Origin of the sequence: Microbispora sp. ZYX-F-249 (assembly GCF_039649665.1) — a bacterium.
Taxonomy (GTDB): Bacteria; Actinomycetota; Actinomycetes; order Streptosporangiales; family Streptosporangiaceae; genus Microbispora; species Microbispora maris.
In genome coordinates this window covers 51,212-71,622 of the sequence record NZ_JBDJAW010000001.1, presented here as the reverse complement: position 1 = coordinate 71,622, position 20,411 = coordinate 51,212, and the positions used below count along the sequence as shown (strand labels likewise).

The 20,411-nt window shown below is 70.7% G+C and carries 16 protein-coding genes and 1 tRNA gene; 10 read left to right on the top strand and 7 right to left on the bottom strand.

The features are described 5' to 3' along the window. Positions 1 to 44: 44 nt before the first annotated feature. The 3 genes from AAH991_RS00335 (at position 45) to AAH991_RS00325 (ending at position 3,143) form a co-directional block, all read left to right on the top strand. Entirely contained in the window at positions 45 to 557 is a 513-nt protein-coding gene (locus tag AAH991_RS00335) for a SigE family RNA polymerase sigma factor (RefSeq protein ID WP_346223902.1), read from the top strand. Continuing rightward, positions 554 to 2,152: a hypothetical protein gene (locus tag AAH991_RS00330; RefSeq protein ID WP_346223901.1), complete on the top strand. Its 1,599-nt coding sequence runs from the start codon at positions 554 to 556 to the stop codon at positions 2,150 to 2,152. Before AAH991_RS00335 ends, AAH991_RS00330 begins: the two co-directional genes overlap by 4 nt. A 139-nt stretch (positions 2,153 to 2,291) precedes the next feature. Then, the gene (locus tag AAH991_RS00325; protein ID WP_346224064.1) at positions 2,292 to 3,143 is read left to right on the top strand and encodes a PSP1 domain-containing protein; all 852 of its coding nucleotides are present in this window, start codon (positions 2,292 to 2,294) and stop codon (positions 3,141 to 3,143) included. A gap of 220 nt (positions 3,144 to 3,363) precedes the next feature. Here the strand turns inward: AAH991_RS00325 and AAH991_RS00320 are convergent, their stop codons facing one another. The 3 genes from AAH991_RS00320 to AAH991_RS00310 form a co-directional block, all read right to left on the bottom strand. After that, the gene (locus tag AAH991_RS00320; protein ID WP_346223900.1) at positions 3,364 to 5,154 is read right to left on the bottom strand and encodes a family 43 glycosylhydrolase; all 1,791 of its coding nucleotides are present in this window, start codon (positions 5,152 to 5,154) and stop codon (positions 3,364 to 3,366) included. A gap of 292 nt (positions 5,155 to 5,446) precedes the next feature. Beyond that, positions 5,447 to 6,718 (bottom strand): OmpA family protein, encoded by a 1,272-nt coding sequence (locus AAH991_RS00315; RefSeq protein WP_346223899.1) that lies wholly within the window; start codon positions 6,716 to 6,718, stop codon positions 5,447 to 5,449. A 50-nt stretch (positions 6,719 to 6,768) separates the two neighbouring features. Continuing rightward, positions 6,769 to 7,173 carry a hypothetical protein gene (locus tag AAH991_RS00310; protein ID WP_346223898.1) on the bottom strand — a complete coding sequence of 135 codons (405 nt, stop codon included), beginning with the start codon at positions 7,171 to 7,173 and terminating at the stop codon, positions 6,769 to 6,771. Positions 7,174 to 7,280: 107 nt separating this feature from the next. Here AAH991_RS00310 and AAH991_RS00305 point away from each other — a divergent pair, with 107 nt between their 5' ends. Further along, positions 7,281 to 8,225, top strand: a complete 945-nt coding sequence (locus tag AAH991_RS00305; protein WP_346223897.1) for a Gfo/Idh/MocA family protein — start codon at positions 7,281 to 7,283, stop codon at positions 8,223 to 8,225. 5 nt (positions 8,226 to 8,230) lie between these two features. On the opposite strand, the gene AAH991_RS00300 is transcribed toward AAH991_RS00305, so the two are convergent. Next, on the bottom strand, positions 8,231 to 9,760 hold the full coding sequence (locus tag AAH991_RS00300; RefSeq protein ID WP_346223896.1) for an alpha/beta hydrolase: 1,530 nt from the start codon (positions 9,758 to 9,760) through the stop codon (positions 8,231 to 8,233). Positions 9,761 to 10,185: 425 nt separating this feature from the next. Between AAH991_RS00300 and AAH991_RS00295 the strand changes: the two genes are divergently transcribed. The 3 genes from AAH991_RS00295 (at position 10,186) to AAH991_RS00285 (ending at position 13,874) form a co-directional block, all read left to right on the top strand. Continuing rightward, positions 10,186 to 10,262 (top strand) — tRNA-Thr (locus AAH991_RS00295). A 1,539-nt stretch (positions 10,263 to 11,801) separates the two neighbouring features. Further along, a complete protein-coding gene (locus AAH991_RS00290) occupies positions 11,802 to 12,371 on the top strand; it encodes a hypothetical protein (RefSeq protein ID WP_346223895.1) in 570 nt (189 codons plus the stop codon). 882 nt (positions 12,372 to 13,253) lie between these two features. Continuing rightward, complete coding sequence (locus AAH991_RS00285) at positions 13,254 to 13,874, top strand: hypothetical protein (protein WP_346223894.1); 621 nt, start codon at positions 13,254 to 13,256, stop codon at positions 13,872 to 13,874. A 308-nt stretch (positions 13,875 to 14,182) separates the two neighbouring features. On the opposite strand, the gene AAH991_RS00280 is transcribed toward AAH991_RS00285, so the two are convergent. Next, complete coding sequence (locus AAH991_RS00280; RefSeq protein WP_346223893.1) at positions 14,183 to 14,977, bottom strand: endonuclease/exonuclease/phosphatase family protein; 795 nt, start codon at positions 14,975 to 14,977, stop codon at positions 14,183 to 14,185. A gap of 119 nt (positions 14,978 to 15,096) precedes the next feature. Between AAH991_RS00280 and AAH991_RS00275 the strand changes: the two genes are divergently transcribed. After that, positions 15,097 to 16,149, top strand: a complete 1,053-nt coding sequence (locus AAH991_RS00275; RefSeq protein WP_346223892.1) for a serine hydrolase domain-containing protein — start codon at positions 15,097 to 15,099, stop codon at positions 16,147 to 16,149. 67 nt (positions 16,150 to 16,216) lie between these two features. Here AAH991_RS00275 and AAH991_RS00270 read toward each other — a convergent pair whose 3' ends face one another. Continuing rightward, positions 16,217 to 16,657, bottom strand: coding sequence for an iron chaperone (locus tag AAH991_RS00270; protein ID WP_346223891.1), 441 nt, complete (start codon positions 16,655 to 16,657; stop codon positions 16,217 to 16,219). A gap of 56 nt (positions 16,658 to 16,713) precedes the next feature. Next, entirely contained in the window at positions 16,714 to 17,169 is a 456-nt protein-coding gene (locus tag AAH991_RS00265) for a carboxymuconolactone decarboxylase family protein (RefSeq protein ID WP_346223890.1), read from the bottom strand. Between the two features lie 165 nt (positions 17,170 to 17,334). Here AAH991_RS00265 and AAH991_RS00260 point away from each other — a divergent pair, with 165 nt between their 5' ends. Beyond that, a complete protein-coding gene (locus tag AAH991_RS00260) occupies positions 17,335 to 19,584 on the top strand; it encodes an ATP-binding protein (protein ID WP_346223889.1) in 2,250 nt (749 codons plus the stop codon). A gap of 66 nt (positions 19,585 to 19,650) precedes the next feature. Continuing rightward, entirely contained in the window at positions 19,651 to 20,349 is a 699-nt protein-coding gene (locus tag AAH991_RS00255) for a TOPRIM nucleotidyl transferase/hydrolase domain-containing protein (RefSeq protein ID WP_346223888.1), read from the top strand. The last annotated feature ends 62 nt before the right edge of the window (positions 20,350 to 20,411 follow it).

Here is a 20,411-nt window from a genome sequence, read left to right as displayed (position 1 = left end):
TGAAGGCCGAAACGCTCGATCTCGATCAGCAACCCGGGGGGCCCGTGCCCGTCCCGCCTCTGTCGGCGGGCGCCGACGACACGATCAGCGGTCTCTACGCCGAGCACGCCCTCGGCCTCACCCGGCTGGCCCTGATCATGGTCGGCGACCGGGAGAGCGCCGAAGACGTGGTGCAGGAGGCCTTCCTCGGTCTGCACCGGCGCTTCGACGGCCTGCGTGACCGGGACAAGGCGCTCGTCTACGTGCGCGCCGCGGTGCTCAACAACGCCCGCACGGTGCTGCGCAGGCGACGGCTGCCGTCCTGGTTCGCCGGCACGTACGACCCGCCCGTCTGGTCGGCGGAGTCCGCCGCGATCCTCGGCGCGGAGCGGCGGGAGGTCATGGAGGCCCTCCACCGCCTGCCCCGGCGCCAGCGGGAGGCCCTGGTCCTGCGCTACTACGCCGAGCTGTCCGAAGAGGAGACGGCACGGGTCATGAAGATCAGCCGGGGCACCGTCAAGTCCACCACCTCCCGGGCGCTCGACGCGCTCGGCCGCCTCCTGGGAGAGACCCGATGAACGACGTCATCCGCCGGTTGCAGGACGCCGCCCACGCGGTGGGGGAGACGGTCGACGCCGTCCCGCCGTTCGTCCCGGCGACCACCCCGGTCCGCCGCCGTACGCGCGTGGGCGCCGTGCGGGGCAGGACATGGCTGATGCCGCTCGCGGCGGCGGCCGCCGTGACGCTCGCGGTCGCGGGCGGCGCGGCCGTCGCGCGCCACGGCGGCGGGACCGGCGACACCGCCGCCGGCATCGCCGTCGGCCCGGCCGCCGCCCCCGCCTTCCTCGCCCACATCGGCGACCCCGGCGACATCACGATCAGGAGCGTCACCGACGGGCACAGCACCGACGTGGTGCCGAGGCCCGCGACCGACGAGGGATTCTCCGCGGTGCAGGCGACGCGCGACAACCGGGTCTTCTATGCGGCCACCATCTCGGACGGCTGCCGCTCGCGGCTGTACCAGTTCACGCTGGACGGGGAGGGGAGGGTCGCCTCACATGGCGAGCTTCCGTACGCGCCGCCGGAAGGCACCGAGATCACCGCGCTCGCGGTGAGCGGCGACGGTGCGACGCTCGCGTACGGGCTGTCTTCCTGCGAGCCGGAGCAGCCGCGCGTGTCCCTCGTCGTGACCGACACCGCGACCGGCGGCAGCCGTACGTGGACGTCGACGCGTCCGGGGAGCATCCGGGATCTCTCCCTGACCGAGGACGGACGCCGCGTGCTCCTCACCAGGGCCACGGGAACGGTTTTCGGCATCTCGAATGCACCCCGGCCTTCCATGTCGGAGCCCCCGGACTCGGGCGCGGAGCCTTCACCGGTCGCCACGGCCTCGTCTGCGCCTGATGCGGAGACGAGTGTGGCTACCGAGTCGGCATCCGCCGATCCCGCGGCGACGCCCGCCGGGACCGAGGCGGGTGTGGCCGCGGGCCGCGAGGCGGGAGAGCCGGCCGGAACCGAAACCGGAGCGCCCCTCGCGCCGGACTCGGGAGCGCCCGGCGAGGCCGGTGCGTCGCCGGTGCCCTCCGCGCCGGACGGCCCCGGTGCCGACGTCGCCGTCCCGGCGTCCGATCTCCCCGGGTCCCTGCCGGAGGGATGGGGATGCAGGGCGCGGTCGACGGGCGCGGAGCCCAGTGGCTCTCCGGACGCCACTCCGGATGCGAAAATCGTCTGGACCTGCTCGGGTTCGCAGACTCCGGCGCTGCTCGACACCGGCGTCGCCGGCACTCTCGACGACGCTCGCGTGATCGCACTGACTCCTACGACAGAGACGCCCCCGGCCCTGATTCTCGGGGTCACGATCACACCCGACGGGTCGCGAGTGATCGCCGCGCAGACGACCCTCAATCTGAGCACGGCCGGGGAGGACGCGATGAAGTACGACGTCGACGGCATCGTGGCGTACGACCTCGAAGGGCGCCAGATCGACGTTCTCCATGCCCGCGGCGGCAGAGGGGTGATTCCGACCGGGATGCTCGACGTGGACGGCACCGGCCGGAACCTCCTGGTCTCCAGAGCCGGCGAGCTGGGCGAGATCACCACGTCCGGCTACCGGACGCTGTACTCCTACGGCATTCCCCCGGAGGGCGCGCCCGTCGGCAGAGTGGCCTGGTAGGCACACCACTTCGGCGGGGCCGGGTCTCCCGGCCCCGCCGGAGGTTTGTCCACAGGCCATGATTGCCGGCGCCGTACGACACGTATGGTGGGTTCGGACGCGTTAGCCGTACAGGATCGAGGAGGGCCGGCGCTTGGGCATGATGATGGCGGTGAGCTTCACCCGCTACGGACGGCTCTACTACCTCGATCCCGGCGGTCACTCGCCCAAGGTGGGCGACAAGGTCCTCGTGCCCACCGACTCGGGCCCGGAGGTCGCCGAGTGCGTGTGGGCGCCGCAGTACGTGAGCGAGGACGTCGAGGGCCTGCCCGTCTGCCAGGGCATCGCCGGCGAGGAACACCTCAGCAGGGACGAGACCAACCGCCGCCGCAGGGCGGAGGCCAGGAGCGTGTCCAAGCGCCTGATCAAGCGCCACGAGCTGCCGATGAAGGTCGTCGGCGTCGACTACCTGGACGCGGACAACGTCTACACCGTGTACTTCTCCGCGCCGCACCGGGTCGACTTCCGCGCGCTCGTGCGTGACCTGGCCCGCAACCTGCGGGCCCGGGTCGAGCTGCGGCAGATCGGCCCGCGCGACGAGGCAAGGCTCCAGGGCGGCATCGGCCCCTGCGGCCGCGACCTGTGCTGCGCGACGTTCCTCAAGGACTTCGAGCCGGTCTCCGTACGGATGGCCAAGGACCAGGACCTCCCGGTCAACCCGCTCAGGATCGCGGGCGCCTGCGGCCGGCTAATGTGCTGCCTGAAGTACGAGCACCCGCTCTATCAGGAGTTCCGGGCGTCGGCGCCGCGCGCGGGCCTCGCGGTGGACACCCCGCAGGGCCCGGGCACGGTGGTGGGTCACAACGTGCCGTCCGACTCCGTCATCGTCCGCCTCAACGAGGGCGGCCGCCGCTGCGCGTGTTCCAAGGCCAGCGTCTGCGCGCCCCGCAAGGCCCACGACTCCATGTACGGCGAGGCGCAGCCGGTGCCCGGGGGCGCACCCGAGGGCTGACAAGCACCACCGTCGCGCCGGCCGGGCCGGACCCCGTCCCGGCCGACGGCGGCGAGCCCACGGTGTCCGGCGGCCACAACGGCGTCCGGCGGCGGTGAAGCGGTGCTGACGGCGGCGAACCCACGGCCCCGCGCGCTCGGGGAGCTCCCGGGTCCGTGGGTTCGCCCCTTCGTCCTTCAGCGGCCTCCCGCTGTCGTGCTCACGGACTCGTCCGTCGTGCTCACGGGCTCGTGCAGGTGAGGGACGGCGTCGACGGCGTGCCACCGGCGGTGAAACCGAAGGTCGTCGAGGCGGAGGCCCCCAGCGAGCCGTTGTACGAGACGTTCTTCACCGACACGGCCGAGCCGCTGGTGCTCAGCGTGCCGTTCCAGACCTGGCTGATGCTCTGGCCGTTGCTGAGGTTCCACTTGACGGTCCAGCCGTTGATCGGCGAACCGCCGGCCGTCACCGTGACCTCGCCCTGGAAGCCGCCGCCCCACGAGTTGGTGGTGCGGTAGGTCGCGCTGCAGGCGCCGCCGGCCGGCGACTGGGCCGGGCTGGGCGACGGTGACGCCGGGGGGGTCGGCGACGGCGACACCGGCGGCGTGGGCGACGGCGAAGTCGGGGGCGTGGGGGAGGGCGAGGACGTCGGACCGCTGCCGCTGAACTGCCACCAGTTCACGTTCATCAGGTAGCCGCTCCCGCCGGTGAACCTGAGATACAGGTCGTGGGTGCCGGTCGCGCCGGTGACCGGGCAGGAGACGGTCGTCCAGGTCTGCCAGCCGCCGGTGCCCGGGACGTCGCACGTCCCCATGAGCGTGCCGCTGACGCCGTCCCGCCGCACCTCGATCTTGCCGCCGGCGGAGCCCGAGGCGACCCGCGCGCTGAAGGACCTGGCGCCGGTGCCGAAGGCGACGCCCTTGACCTTGATGTAGTCGCCGTTGTCGATGAACCCGACGTTCATGCCGCCCTCGTTGGACGGCTCGGTCTCGACGCCGGACTCCCAGGCGATGGTCTCCGCCTCCTGCCGGACGTACGGGTCCAGCGTGCCCACCTGGGGCGCCCCGGTGGTCGTCATGTTGATCGTCGGGATCGTGCCGTCGGCGTTGTAGCTGAACTTCTCCACGGCCACCGAGCGGGTGAAACCGCCGCCGCCCGGCAGTGCGCCGTTGTGGTAGAAGAAGTACGAACCGCCGTTGAAGTCGACGATTCCCGGGTGGTTGGTGAAGCTGCCGCCCTGCGTCGGCATGACCGTGCCCCGGTAGGTCCACGGCCCGGTGGGGCTGGTGGCCGTGGAGTAGGCGATGAATTCGGAGCAGCACTTCGCGGCGAACACGTTGTAGTACAGGCTGCCCCGCTTGTAGACCCAGGGTCCCTCTTCGTACAGGGTCGGGCGGCTGGCGTCACCGGTGCGGGTGCCGAACCCGGCGGTCGTGAGGTTGACCTTCGTCGGACTCCCGGAGTAGGAGATCATGTCGCTGTTCAGCTTGACGTACCACAGGTTCGGGTTGCCCCAGTAGAGGTAGGCCTGCCCGTTGTCGTCGATGAAGACGGTGGGGTCGATCTCGCCGTTCTCCACCAGCGGGCGTCCCAGGGCGTCCTTGAAGGGGCCGGTGGGGCTGTCGGAGACGGCGACGCCGATCGCCATCCTGCCGGACGCCCGGCTGGTCGTGGGGACGTACCAGTAGAACTTGCCGTTCCGGTAGATGGCCTGGCCCGCCCATGCGTCGGACTTCGCCCAGCTGAAGCTGGAGACGCTCAGCGGGGAGCCGTGGTCGGTCCAGTTCACCATGTCGGCCGACGACCAGACCCGCCATTCGTTCATCGTGAACCACGTCGAGCCGTCCTCGTCGTGGCCGGTGTAGAGGTAGACCCGGCCGTTGTGGACGAGCGGTGCCGGGTCGGCGGTGTAGATGGTCTGAATTATGGGGTTGTCCGCCCTGGCCGCGGTGGCCGGGAGTAACGCCAGCATGCACAGCAGGCCCACGATCCAGGTCGCGGTGCGCCTGGACAGTGAAAACGCGTATCTCACATGCGCCTCCTGAAGTGGTGGTCGCTCACCGTGCGCGTCGGGCCGTCGACACCCTCATGTGAGCGGTAACGTCACCTATAGATGTGAGCGCTAACAATTCACGGTCGGCGACCGTGGTCATGCGGCGGAGCCAACCTCAGGCGCGGGGGGACGGTCAAGGTCGCGGACCTGAAGCGGGCCCCGTGCGCCTCGCGGCCGCCGATCCGCGCAACGGCGCTGAGCTGGCTCCGGAGCGTCGCCGGGCGAGCCGCCGACCCCCGCCCTGTTGTGAAACTTTCACCCCCTGCGGGAGTTAACGTACGGGCACGTCGTCGATCCTGCCGAAGGGGCCGGCGTCGAAGGTCACGCCGGTGACGCCCGGCGGCGGCGCCGGCACGTAGAAGAAGCCGCGGTTGGCCGTGCCCGGCGTGACGTTGAACGTCGCCCAGCCCGGGTCCACGTAGTCGTCGGGACCTCGCGGATCGTCCGGTCCCATCCGTACGGCGCGGTAGACGGTGCGCGACGCCGGATCGACGACGGAGAAGGCGGTGTACCACCCGCCGATGTAGGCGACGTCCCCTCCGTATCCCGTGCCGGCACCGAGGTCCCCCGGGCCGAGGTTGACGATGTCGAACACCGCGACGAGATAGGCGCCGTCGCGGTAGAAGGGCTTCACGTCGATGCGGAGCCGCTGCCCGGAGGGTTGCCGGGTGGAGGTCCGGCTGGCGACGGTCTCGCCGTCATCGGCGCGGAACGGAGCCGGCCGTCCCCCTTCCGTGCCGCCGGCTTTCGCGGCACCGGAGTCACCGGTACGCGGCCGGATCCGGTAGGAGATCTCGACGCGCCGGTTCCCGGCACGGGCCTCCTCGTCGTTCACCCCGCCTTCCCTGGCGACGGGCTCGGTCTCGCCCCTGCCCGTCGCGCGGTACCGGTACGCGCCGCCGAGGCGGGCCGCCAGCTCCCCGCGTACGGCCTGCGCACGCCGCAGGGACAGCGCCATGTTGTACGCGTGCGTGCCCTTGCCGTCGGTGTGGCCCTCGACGAGGACGGGAGACGTGCCCGGATCGGCCTTCTTCCGGATCTCCGCCGCGACGTCGTCGAGCACGGCCTCGGCCCGCGCCGTGAGTTTGTCCGAGTCGAAGGCGAACAACACGTCCGTGCGCAGGCCCACGGTCTCGTCGCTGCCGCTCGCGGCAGTCGTCCTGTCCGCGCCCTCGACGATGCCGTACAGGTCCTCGACACTGCTCGTGACCTGCCCGGACGGCTCCCGGACCGGCCAGGACACCGTGGCGCCCGGCGCCGGCGTGCTGCCGGGGGCTGCCTCCGGCGCAAGAGGGCCGCCGAAGGCGGCATTAGGCGACACAGGGCCGCCGGGGGCGGCCGTAGGCGACACAGGGCCGCCGGGGGCGGCCGTAGGCGACACAGGGCCGCCGGGGGCGGCCGTAGGCGACACGGCGCCGCCGGAACCGGTCCCGTTCACGACGGGCACCCCGGTGAACTCGCCCGCCGTTCCCGCCGTGATCGCGGTGACCGTACGGACGTCCGCCGGAATCGGTGGGTAGTGGACCACGGTCTCGTAGCGCACGCCGGGCTGGTATTACCCGGGCCTGCTGCCCAGCGTCCCCACCTGATCGGTCAGGGGGTGATAGACCTTGCGGCCGACCGGGTCGACGAGAGGGATGCGGTAGCTGCGAGGTCGCCGGCCGCCGTCCCGAACGAGTTCCCGGCGTGGCGCGCCTCGTCCTCGAGCGAGGTGACCGTGAGACGGAGGACGGATCTGTCGCGAAGCCGCTCGACGGCGCGTATCTCCACCCGCGCGTGCAGGGGCCGGGTGAGGCCGAACCAGCCATCCTTGACCAGGCCCGCGTCCGCGACGGTGACGGACGGCGAGGGCCGCGCCGGTGGTGTGCCCGCCGAAGAGGCCGCCGGAGGGGCCCCCGCGGGACCGCCCAGCACGCCGCATCCGGACACCGCCAGGGCCGTGACCATGGTCACTGGAAGGGTCAGCCCGTGTGAGCGGCGCCGGTAAGGATCTTCCATGCGCTCGCATTGTAGGGACACGGACAGGCGGCCCGCCCGAAAAAAGGGTTGAGGACGGATCTGTACTCACCTGTACGGTTGAGCGTCGAGCGAGGAGGGCGGCCTTCATGGGGGATCGGGTCAGGGTCGGGTTCGTCGGGCTCGGGATCACCTCCCGCAGTCACTTCGCGGTGCTCGAGCAGCGGCCCGAGGTCGCCCTGGAGTTCACCGTCGACCCCAAGGTCACCGAGCCGCCCGCGTTCCGCGAGACCACCGCGGCGCACTACCGCGACCTCGCCGAGGCGCTGGACGCCCATCAGCCGGACCTGCTCGTGATCGCCACGCCGACGCCGTCCCATGTGGACCTGACGGTGCGGGCGCTGACGCTGTCGTCGGCGACGGTGCTGGTGGAGAAGCCGCTCGTGCACGACCTCCCCGCGCTCGCCCGGCTCCGCGAACTGGACGGGGAGGCCGACGTGCGCGGCCGGGTGTTCACCGCGCACCACTTCGCGTTCGCGCCCGAGGTCCGCTGGGCGGCCGAGCAGATCGCCGGGCATCCCGAGTGGGGCCCGATCACCCGGATCACCTCGGCCTTCTACGACCCGTACGTCCTGCGGGGCGAGCAGGCCTTCGCGTCCTACGTGTCGAGCTGGACGGACTCGGGGGTGAACCAGCTCAGCATGCTCGCCCGCTTCGCCGAGCCGGCCGCGCTGACCTCACTGCGCGAGATGGACGGCGGCGCGAGCGCCTGGGCCACGTGCGAGTTCCGCTCCCGCGGCAGGACCGGCCTGGCCTCGCTGCGATCGAGCTGGCTCACGGGCGAGAGCAGCAAGGGGACGACGCTCACCCTCGGCGAGACCGACGTCGAGGTGGTCATCGACCACACCGCGAACACCGGCTTCGCCGCGCGGGCGGGCACCCTGCTCGCGGCGTATGGCCATGACGGCCGCACGCCCAGGAAGACGGCGCGGCACCGGCCGCTGTACGAGAGCCTGCTGTCCGGCGCCCCCGATCCCGTGCTCGGCTTCGACACGACCGCGAAGATCACCGAGCTGCACCATTCGAGGCCCTGAGAGGATCAGCCCGTCTTCGGGCAGACCGTGCCGTTCTTGGGCGAGCGCAGCGCGAGCAGGTAGTCGTCGACCGCGTTGTCCACACAGGCGGAGCCGCTGCGGTAGGCCGTGTGCCCGTCGCCGTCGTAGCCCAGGAGCACACCCGAGGTCAGCTCCTTGGCGAGCCCCTGCGCCCACTCGTACGGCGTGGCGGGGTCGCGCAGGGTGCCGACGACGAGGATCGGCGGCGCGCCCTCGGCCTTGAGCGGCTTGTCGGCGCCGACGGACTTCGCGGGCCAGTAGGCGCAGGGCAGCGAACCCCACATCACGAACTGCCCGAAGTGCGGGGCCGCCTTGGCGGCCTCACCCGCGGCCCGCCGGTACGCGTCGAGCGCCTTGGGGTAGGGGTGGTCCACGCAGTTGACGGCCATGTTGGCCTCGGTCTGGTTCGAGTACGAGCCGTTGGGCCGGCGGTCGACCAGCAGGTCGGCCATCTGGATCAGGTCCGTCCCGTCGCTCTCGTTGATCGCCTTGCCCAGGGCCTCCCGCAGCCGGGGCCAGGCCGCCCGCTCGTACAGCGGGGTGGCGATGCCGATCACCGTCCACGCCTCGTTGACCTTCCGGCCGTCGCCGAGGTCGTTCTTCAGCGGCTGCCGGTCGGCCTTGACCAGCAGGTCGCTGATCTCCTGCAACGCGCCGTCCACCGTACGGCTCTTGAACGGGCAGGAACGGCTGAGGAGGCAGTCGTCGACGAAGGCCCGCAGCGCCACCTCGAAGCCCTTGGCCTGCACCTCGTTGGACTTCAGCGACGGCACCGCCGGGTCCACCGCGCCGTCGAGCACGAGCGCCCGGACACGCTTGGGGAACAGGTCGGCGTACATCGCGCCGAGGAAGGTGCCGTACGACTTGCCGAGATAGGTGAGACCGGGGTCGCCGAGGACGCCGCGCAGGACGTCCATGTCCCTGGCCGCGTCGGCCGTGCCGACGTGGGGGAGCAGGCGGGCCGCCTTGGCGCCGCAGCTGTCGGCGAACTCCTTGGACGCCTTGTCGAGCGCCGTGACCTCCGCCGGCGTGTCCGGGCTCGAGTCCATCCCGACGTACGCGTCGAGCTGGGAGGCCGTCATGCACGTGACGGGGGTCGACTCGCCCACGCCGCGGGGGTCGAATCCCACGACGTCGTACTGCGCGCGCACCCTGTCGCTGACCACGGACCGGGCCGCCCGTGCGTACTGGATGCCCGAGCCGCCGGGCCCGCCGGGGTTGATGAGCAGGGAGCCGGCGCGCTTGCCGGTCGCCGGCAGGCGGATCACGCTGAGGTCGATGCGCTCGCCGGTGGGCTTCTCGTAGTCGAGGGGTACCTGGATCTTGGCGCACTGGAAGCCGTCGCCGCAGTCGCGCCAGGCGGGCCGCTGGGCGTAGAACGGCCGCAGCTCCGCCGTGGGGGCCTCGACCGGCGGCTGCGCCTGCGCGCCCATGCTCGGCTGCTCGGAGGTGGCCGGCGTGTGGGTGGAGCACGCCGTGAACGGCAGCAGCGCGGCCAGCGCCGCGATCGCCATTCGCCGGCTCGGACCGCCGCCGTACCGCGTACGAGACGCTGTGAGCTTCGCTTTCTGTCCGGCCGATCGCATACCCGTCGTTTCCCCTGCCGTCGCCTGCGTGACGAAGACCAGCATGCCGCCTGCGGAGGACGGGCGGCGACGTACCGGCAACGGTGGCGAAGGATGAGGTCAAATGTCTGGCGGCTCGTCGGCACCGTGCGGCGGGACAGGGCGATCCTCCTGTGACAGATGCGTCTGGTACGCCCCGTTTCCGCTGGCCGTACGGTAAAGGGAGGGCCGTCGGACGGCTGGGGAAGTTTTACCGGTCCTCATGGAGCCTGCCCGGCCCGGACCACGGCCCCGAGAGCGCGCCGCTCCGGGGCGGCGACGGGTGCACGAGAACCGCGATGACCCTGTAGACTGTGCGAAGCCGTTCGCGGCGTGCCGCCTTAGCTCAGTCGGCCAGAGCACTTCACTCGTAATGAAGGGGTCAAGGGTTCGATTCCCTTAGGCGGCTCCACCACAGAGGCCCTCCCGGACCATCCGGGAGGGCCTTTTCCGTTGCCGTACAGCAGTTCGGGGAGCGGAAGCGAGGCAGCAGAGCCGCCCGTCCGGGTCGTGTCCCCGGTGGAGGAGACGGCCTCGTCCGCGCAGGTCAAGCCGAGGACCTTCCCCGCTGACGGCCGAGCACAGTGTGAGCGCGAAGGGCTGCCACGACCGGCGCAGCCAGACCGCCTTGTGTGGCAAGACGAACAGCTACCACCAGTACGAGGCCCGTGCCCATCGCCGCCGCAGGTCAGGGTGACCTTGACCAGCTTCATGCGGCCGTTGTCGTCCTGGATCAACAGCATGGTGTCGCCGTCCTGGTCCCGCTTGATCTCACGGGTTTCCATGCTGACCCGACGAGAACGGGCGGCCTTGGCGCAGGTGCAGTGCAGCTTCGGCACCGCCTCAGAGATGGGACCCAGTACGCATGATTTGTAGTGGAGCTGCCCATCTAGGGCTATCTATGGATAATGCGTATTATTTCAAGGGCGAGCTATTGATAAAGCGACAAGCGGGCAGCCAAGAGTCTCTTGTCACGGTTTGTTTCCTCTTTTTGTGGGACATCAAGGCGATGCAATAGTCCGCAACGGGGTTATCGGGTGCACATTTCTAGCCTCATGCCGGAATGCCGCAATTGCCCCGAGTGGATCGTCGTTGAGGGGGAGTGGGGTTGCCCAAGTTGAATAGCCTTGCGGGGGTCTTCGCGGTCGGGGCCGTGGTGATCACCACTGCCGCCACCGTGGGTGCCGCCGGTGGCGTGTCCGCGAGCGCCGTCAGTGGAAATGTGTCCGGCGGTGACGTGGTTCTTCGCCAATCAGTCTCGCCGGGGCCGGGCGCTTCGCACGGTCGGTACAAAAGCAGGCAGAAGAACAGGAACAAGAACAGGCAGTGGCAGCATGGGCGGGAGAGTGAGACGCAGAACCAGCATCTGCTGCGGGACTTCACCCTTGTGGTGACTCCGTTCCAGAAATCGCCGGTCGACTCGACCGCAGCGCCCTACAACTGGCAGGTCGCGGATTCGAAGTCGGTCCCCTCCAGCAACCAGGTCGGGAAGTCGAGCGGCACCGAAGCAGGTGAGGAGAAGCAGACGCGGCAGGTCTCGCGGCCCAGGCCGGCACCGTCGCCGTTTCAGGCGAAGGCGCCGTTGCCGACGCCGACGCCAACGCCAACGCCAACACCGTCACCGACAGCGTCACCATCACCCTCACCGACAGCGTCACCGTCACCGACAGCGTCGCCCTCACCGTCGCCGACGGGGTCGCCATCGCCAACGCCCCCTGGGCCGCCGGTCTGCGACCGAGGGAGCGGTGACCCCCGCACCGCGTACACCGCGCTGCCCGCGGACGTGCTCAGGTGCACCCCTCCGCCCAGCCAGGGCTTCGAGGCTACTCAGACGAGTGAGTTCGGAGACGAAGTGGGCCTTCGAGATGGAGGCGGCCAACTCGGATCGCTGCGGGTGATGTTCTCAAGCTACGGATGCAGCCTGAGCGGGCACTGGAACAACGGTGACTGCGTGACGGCACCGGGGGCGACCTTCTCCCACCCGATCACGGCGAACATCTACGCGGTGGACAACTCCACCGGCACGCCGCGTCCGGGCCCGCTCCTGGCCACCATGACTCAGACCTTCAACATTGCGTTCCGGCCCTCGGCCGACCCTGTGAACTGCACGGGAGCCAACGCCGGCAAGTGGTTCAACCCGGACACGGGCGTCTGCCAGAACTCGATTCAGCAGCTCCTCACGTTCAACTTCCCGGCGGGCATAACGCTCCCGTCGCAGGTCATCTGGACGGTGGCGTTCAACACGACGCACTATGGGAACCCCCCGATCGGTGACGGAGCCGCCTGCTTCAGTTCTCCGGTCGGGTGCGGGTACGACTCGCTCAATGTCGCGGCGTTCACCTATCCGGGTGCTCCGTATACCGGGACCGACGTCGATCCGAACGGCGCGTTCCTGAATTCCAGCTGGGCTGCCGCCTACTGTGACGGCGATGCGGGCGGCACCGGCACACTTCGATTGGACACCAAGCCGACCGACTGCTGGGCCGGATACACCCCAATGGGGGAGATCAGATACGCCTAGGGATCGCCTGTGCGCACGACCACAGACGGCTCCGTGAAGGCTCGCTAAACAAGCGAATCAAGGAAGAGAGAGCGGCCTGCCGAACACCATTTCGGCAGGCCATTCCCATGTCCGAAAACACTCACCAATCGTGATTTATATAGCTATCTACTCAGTGGGGCGGGCCGTCGATGTGGACGGCATCCCTTGCGAGTTGTCAATAGGGTCACAAGGGTTAGGGCAAGGGTGTTCGATTTCCGCTTGTGGCCGCAAGCCGCCGCAAACGGAAGGCGGCAGATTGTTCGCCATCTGCCGCCGAGGTGTTTGGCCGGCATCAGGAACTCCGGGATCAAATGATTTTTAGGGAGAATCGGCTTGCCCAAGTTGAGCAACCTTGTTGGGGTCCTCGCGGCCGGAGTCGCGTTCACGGCCGGCACCGTCGCTATGGCCGATGGTGCGAGCGCCACCATGCCGAGGATTCAGGAGGTGGGCGTGGTCACTCGTGGCGCCGTGCCGCCTCCCGGTCCGTCAGCTTCACTCGCCCAGGACGGCGACAGCCAGCAGAACCGTGATGCCCGGACTGGCCGCACTTCTGCGGGGTCGACGCAGTACACCGCGGAGGGCGGGGCTTCGAAGCCGATCCTCCTCGACGATCAAGCCGATGCCGCGAGCCGTACGGCGGATCAGCGGGGAGCAGATCCGCGAGATCGCGCATCGGATCGGTGGCCGCGGACATGTGAACGTGGCGGGTTCAGTCGCAGGATCGCCTACACCGCGATGCCGTTCGGCGTCGCACGGTGCGAATACGGGCCGAGCCTGGGCTTCGAGGCCACTCAGACGAGTGAGTTCGGAGATGAGGTGGGTCTTCGCGGCGGAGGCGGCCCGCTCGGGTCGCTCCGGGTTATGTTCTCCAGTTATGCCTGCCAGAGCGGGAACTGGTCCACCGGCGACTGCACTACTACTCCCGGAGCGACCTTCTCGCACCCGATCACGGCGAACATCTACACGGTGGACAATTCCACCGGCACGCCGCGTCCGGGCGCGCTCCTGGCCACCGTGACCCGGCCCTTCGATATCGCCTACCGGCCCTCGGCCGACTCCGTGAACTGCACCGGGACCGACGCGGGCAAGTGGTTCGACCCGGTCCTGAACGTGTGCCACAACGCCGTCCAGCAGCTGCTCACGTTCAACTTTCCCGGCGGAACGCGACTGCCTTCTCAGGTCATCTGGACCGTGGCGTTCAACACGACGCACTACGGCTACAGTCCGATCGGTGAGGGCGCCGCCTGCTTCGGCTCCGCCGGTGGCTGCCCGTACGACTCGCTCAACGTGACGGCGAAGACCTTTTCGGGAGCTCCGTACGCCGGAACCGACGTCGACCTGAACGGCGCGTTCCTGAATTCCAGCTGGGCTGCCGCCTACTGTGACGGCGGTGCGGGCGGAGTCGGTTCGCTGCGGTTGGACACCGCGCCGTCCGACTGCTGGGCCGACTACAAGCCGCTGGGCGAGGTGAGGTACCGCTGAAGGGCGGTGCTTTCAGCCCCAGAAGGGCGGTCGGCAAGCCGGAAAACGGGTGAATCGGGGTCCCACTGGCGATAAATGTTCACCTGCCCTCTTGCCGGCCACCAGGTACGGCGAACTCGCCATCCATTACGAAGCCACGATCCTGATCGCCGCGATCAACGAATGGCTCTGATCGACTTTGACACAGGCCCTAGGCGGCTCCACTACAGAGGCCCTCCCGGTCGGTCCGGGAGGGCCTTATCCGTTCGTGTGGCACCGCCGGTGCGGACCCACCGGCCGAGCGCTGCGAGAGGCGATGGCGCTCAGCGTCAAAGGTCGAGCATCAAGGCGCAGTGATCGGAGACTTCGGGGGTGGTCATGATCTCGAATCGCCGGACGGCGGTGGGCTCGGAGACGAGCAGGTAGCTCGCATGCCGGACGGGCTTGGGATAGCGGGAGGTTCTGGTGTCCGCGTCCCGGACCAGGTCGGTGAGGTCGAGCTTGGCGAGGATCCGGAACGTCTCGCTGTCGGGCAACACGTTGAAGTCGCCGCACACCACGGTGAGGTCGCCGTTCTCGCGCACGCTCGTGATGAGGCCGGCGAGCCGTTCGGCCTGCGTACGGCGAGCGGGAGTGTCGGCTTTTCCCTGGGCGTCCCGCAGGCCGTGGAGGTTGACGACGGTGACGAACCGCCGTGCCGCGCGGTCGAAGACACGCACGGCCAGAGCGGCGCGGGGGCGGCCGTCGGCCGGCCAATCGTCGTGATGTTCGACGTAGCCGCCGTGGACGAACGCGGATCGCATGCCGACGATGGGAAGCGTCTCGCCGACAAAGGTGGCCAGCCCGAAATCCTGCCGATGTGAACCGTGTTCGTCCCGGACCGGTCCGGAGTCGCTCGCGGTGAACAGGCCATGGTGGCGGGGAAGGCGCGAACGGACGTCGCCCAGGAGGTCCGCTCGCTGCGGCAGTGATCGCTCGGCGTCGTCGAATCGGGTCCAGCCGCGGGCGGTCGGGGTGTGAGTCACCTCCTGCAGACACAGGATGTCGGCGTCACAGCCGTCGAGCCAGGCGGCGAGTTCGTCGAACATCGCGCCGCCCCAGGCGTTGAGAGAGATGATCCGCACGCTGAAGAACCTAGACCAGACCCGCGCCGCGGCCGGACGCCGGTCGGCGCCGCCGGGTCATCTGCCGTTACCGAATCCCGATTGCCTCCGGCCGGCCTGCCTTCCTAGGGTGGATGGCCGTGATCCACGGAACGGTCGAGCCGGGTTTCGAGCAGGTGCGGGACGTGTTCGCCGATGTGCTGAAGCGGCAGGCCGGAGGAGCGGGGGCGGCGGTGGCCGCCCGGCTGGACGGCCGCTGGATCGTCGACCTGTGGGGCGGGCCCGGCTGGTCCCGCGACAGCGTCGTCATGCCGTACTCGGTGACCAAACCGTTCGCGGCGGTCTGCGTGCTGCTCCTCGTGGACCGGGGCGTGCTGGAGTTGGACGCCCCGATGCGGCGCTACTGGCCGGAGTTCACCGCGCCGGCGACCGTACGGCATGTCCTGTCGCACCAGGCGGGCCTGGTGGCGCTGGACCGGCCGGTGCCCACCGAGACCTTCTACGACTGGGACCGCATGTGCGCGCTTCTCGCCGCGCAGGAGCCGTCGTGGGAGCCGGGAACCGCGCACGGCGAGTCGGCGCTGTTCTACGGGCACCTGCTCGGCGAACTGGTCCGGCGCACCGACGGGCGGACGCTCGGCCGCTTCCTCGCCGAGGAGGTCTGCGGCCCGCACGAGCTGGACTTCCACATCGGACTCGGCCCCGCGGAACAGGCGCGGGCCATCGAGCTGACCGGCTTGACCCCGGCCTACCGGGCTGCCGCGCTGGACGGCAGGCCCGACCTCTACCGGCGGGCCGTCGGCAACCCGCCCGGCGCCCAGGATCCGGCTGTGGTCAACTCCGCCGCCTGGCGGGCCGCCGAGATCCCCGCTGTCAACGGCCATGGCACCGCCCGCGCGGCCGCCGGGTTCTACGCCGCGTTGCCGCGGCTGCTGTCGGCCGGCCTGCTCGCCGAGGCCACCACCGCCCAGTGCTCGGGGCCGGACGCGGTCCTCGGGACGCAGGCGACCTGGGGGCTGGGCTTCGGTGTCGACGGCGACGACTACGGCATGGGCGGCCTGGGCGGCAACTACGCCGGGGCCGCCGGCTACACCTTCGCCTTCCTCACCGGCCACGCAGGCGATTTCGACCGCGCCGCCGACCTGGAGAACGCGCTGCGTGCCGTTCTCGGGCTCGGCCCGATTCCCGGCTAGACCGGGACTGGCGGCCCTGCACCGCGATGGCCGTGCAGGGACCGCCGGCAGTCCGCTGACCAGGCGCTCAGCTCACCGCCTGCCGCAGCAGCGCCCCGATCCTCTCCTCGACCTCGGTGGTCAGCTCGGCCAGGGCGTACGAGGCCGGCCACATGGCGCCGTCGTCGTGGTTCGCCGCGTCGCTGAAGCCGAGGGTGGCGTAGCGGGCCTTGAACTTGGACGCGGGCTGGAAGAAGCAGATCATCTTGCCGTTGTGGGAGTAGGCCGGCATGCCGTACCAGAGCTTGGGCGTGAGAGCGGGCACGCTGGCCTTGATCACGGCGTGCAGCCGCTCGGCGATCACGCGGTCGGGCTCCGGCATCTCGGCGATCTTCGCGAGCACCTCGCTCTCCGGGTCGACCTTGGCGCCCCGGCGAGCGCTCTTCAGCTCCTTGGCGCGCTCCTTCATGGCGTCGCGCTCCTGCTCGGTGAAAGCGCCCTTGGTGGTGGTGTTCGGCGTGGTCGACATGACGACTTCCTCTCTCTGGTGAGTGTGGGTACGGATGGTGGTGGGCGGGAGCGGTGTCACCACTTGCCGGCCTGCTGGCGGGTCGGCACGTTGAGCCGGTTGAAGGCGTTGGCGATCGCGATGTTGAGCAGCAGCGCGGCCAGCTCCTTCTGGTCGAAGTGCTTGGCGGCCATGTCCCACACCTGGTCGGGCACCGGGTCCTCCCGGTCGGCGAGGCGGGTCACGGCCTCGGTCAGAGCCAGTGCGGCGCGCTCCTCGTCGCTGAACCACGGCGTCTCGCGCCACGCGGCGACGGCGTGCACCTGGTCCGTGGTCACGCCGTGCCGCTGGGCCTGGTGGACGCCCCCGGCCACACAGGGAGCACAGCCGTTGATCTGGCTGGCCCGCAGGTGGCTCAGGGCCAGCAGCTTGCCGTCCACTCCGGCGCCCGCGACGGCTTTGCCGACCGCCATCAGGGCCTCCATCGCCTCGGGGATCAGAGCCGCCGGGTTCGGCATGCGCTCGGTCGACATCGCTTCTCCTTCGTCGCGGGGTGTTTCCGACAAGGACCATGTGACCATCGGCGTGCCGGGGCCCGCCTGGTCCGTGGGACACCGTGGGACAGGTGGAACCCGGCTGAGCAGCGCGGACGTACCGCTGATCCGTCCGCGTGGGCCGGGACGGGTACGGTGTTCCACGTGTCCAGCCCCCAGGAACGACTGGTGGCCCAGCTCGCCCGGATCAAGGAGCTGAGCGGGCTCAGCCTGCGCGCCCTCGCCCGCCAGACGAATCTGAGCAGCTCGTCTTTGTCCAGATATCTGACCGGACAGCTCGTGCCGCCGTGGGAGGCCGTCGTGGCGCTGTGCCGGGCCGTGGGACGCGATCCCCGGCCACTGCGCGCGCTGTGGGCCGAGGCGACCGAAGCCGGCGCGGCACCCGTGCGGCGCCGCAACGACCTGCCGGGCGACCTGTTCGACTTCACCGGCAGGCAAGCGGAGTCCGCGCTGGTCGAAGAGCTGCTGCGCACCACCGGCGCGGCCGCGGTCGACGGCATGGCGGGCGTGGGCAAGACGAGCCTGGCCGTGCACGTGGCCCACAGGCTCGCTCCTTCGTATCCGGACGGCGGGCTCTATCTCGACCTGCAGGGCTTCACCCCGGGTCAGCAGCCACTGGAACCGCACGCCGCGCTGGGCCGGCTGCTGGACGCGCTGGACGTCACGCACCCCCCGGCCGGCACCGCCGAACGCGCGGCGCTGTGGCGGTCGGAGCTGTCCCGCCGGCGGGTTCTCGTCGTGCTCGACAACGCGGTCGACGCCGAGCAGGTGCGCCCGCTGCTGCCCGGCGCGGGGAAGTCCGCGGTCCTGGTCACCAGCCGCCACCGGCTGGTCAGCCTGGACGGAGTGCCGCCGGTGTCCCTGGAGCCGCTGGCCGACGGCGACGCGGTGCACCTGTTCGCGCGGGCGGCCGGGCTCGCGCTCACCGAAGAGGAGGCGGTCGGCCAGGTGCTGCGCCAGTGCGGCGGGCTCCCGCTGGCGCTGCGGATGGCGGGCGCGCGGCTCCGCCACCGCCCGGGCTGGTCGGTGGCGGTGCTGGCCGAGCGGCTGCGCGCCACCCCCGGCCGCTTCGACTCCGTCTTCGGCATGTCGCTGCATCAGCTCGACGCGGTCGAGCGTCGCATGTTCCGGTTGCTGGGCGTGCTGCCGGGCGCCGACTTCGACGCCGCGGTGGCGGGCGCGCTCACCGACATGCCGCCCGGCCGGGCCGCCGCCGCGCTGGAGGAGCTGGTCGACGCCCACCTGGTCCAGGAGCCCTCGCCCGGGCGCTACCGGATGCACGATCTCATCCGGCAGTACGCGGCGGACCTCGCCGCCGACGAGGAGCCCCGGGCGGACGAGGCCCTGCGCCGGGTCCTGCGGCACTATCTGGCCCAGGCCGTCGCCCACGAACGGACGCTGCCCTCGCCGCAGCGCACGGAGCCCGCCCCTGGGGATCCGGCGAAGGCCATGGCCTGGTTCGACCTCGAGTACGTCAACCTGGTGGCCTGCTTCGACGCCGCCGTACGGCTCGGCGAGGACGAGGTGGTGGCCGAGCTGCCGCAGACCATGCGGGTCTGGTTCTTCCGGCATCGCGGGACCGACGACCAGGCGCGCCTGCTCGAGGCCGCCGCGGCCGCCGCGGCACGTCTCGGCCGTGACCAGGAGCGGGCTTCGCTGCTCGCGGACCTCGGCTACGCCCGGGCCGCCGCCGGACGCCTCTCCGAGGCGCTGTCCGCGTACGAACTGGCCGAGCGGTCGGGGCCGCCGGACGACGACATCGCGGCCGCCCTGGCGCTGCGCATCGGCCTGGTACGCCGGGATCTGGGCGACCTCGAAGCGGCGCGGGCGCACTTCCGGCGGGCACGCGAGCTGTTCGAGAAGATCGGGCGCCCCACGGGCCAGTCCCAGGCGCTGGCCTTCGAGGGATGGGTGACGCTCCACCTCGGGCGGCGCGCGGAAGCCGTCGAACTCGCCCGGGTCTCGGTCGCCCTGGCGGACGGGCCCGCACAGGTCACCGGGCTCGTCACCCTCGGTCTCGCGCTGGCGCCGGACGACCCGGCGCAGTCACTGCGGACGCTGCACGACGCGCTCAAGCTGTCCGAGCAGCACAATCTCCAGCACAACCAGGCGTGGTGCCACAACTACCTCGGGGTCGCGCTGCGGATCACGGGTGCGCCCGACAAAGCGCTCGAACACCACCGCCGGGCCTTCGAGCTGCTGGAACCGCTGGCCGAGGTGCAGCTGGAGATGGACTTCCTGCACACCTACGCCGAGACGTGCCGCGTGGCGGGCCGCCGTGACGAGGCGCTGGCGCTGCTCGACCGGGCCATCGGGCTCGCCCGCGAGCTGGGCCGGCCGTACGACGAGGAGCTGGCCCGTGCGGCGCGGGAGGTCGTGCGCGCGGGCTCATGAGCCGCCGACGTCCGTGTCCGTGTTAATCGTTTGTCGGCCGCCTTGTGCGTCGTCGATGATGCGGCCATGGCTACGACTCGGCGAACCGGCACGGGTGACGGGCGCGGCACGCCGGTCGAAGCCCTCCGCGGCCGGGCGCTCGACGGTTATGAGAGCGGCCCTGACGCCCCGCTCCGGGCGATGGAGCGGGCTCTGGCGGCGGCCGGCGACGCCGTGACCATGGTGCTCGTCGAGGGCCCCAGCGACCAGATCGCCCTGGAGACGGCCGCGGTGGGCCGTGGCCGGGATCTCGCGACGGAGCGGGTCGTGATCGTGCCGATCGGCGGGGCGCACGCGATCGGCCGATTCCTGACCGGGCTGGGGCCGCCGGGCACCCGGATGCGTCTGGCGGGTCTGTGCGACCTGCACGAGGAGGAGATATTCCGGCGCGCGATGGTCGCGAACCGGGTCGGCTCGCCCCGCACGCGCGCCGACATGGAGCACCTCGGGTTCTACGTCTGCGTGAACGACCTGGAGGACGAGCTGATCCGCGCCGTGGGCAGCGTGGAGATCGAGGCGCTCTTCGACTCCCACGGCGACCTCAGGGCGTTCCACTCGTTGCAGAGCCAGCCCGAATGGCGCGGCCGGGAGCCCGAAGCGCAGATCCGGCGGTTCCTGGGCAGCGGCTCGCGCCGCAAGCTCCGCTACGCACGGCTGCTGGTCGAGGCGGCGCTCGGCCGGGACCGCCTGCCTCGGCCGCTCGACGCGCTGCTCGCCGCCGTCTGAGACATCGGGAATGGACAGGTGACGGGCGTGCCGGAGGATGACGTGGCGACACGGGGCGGAAC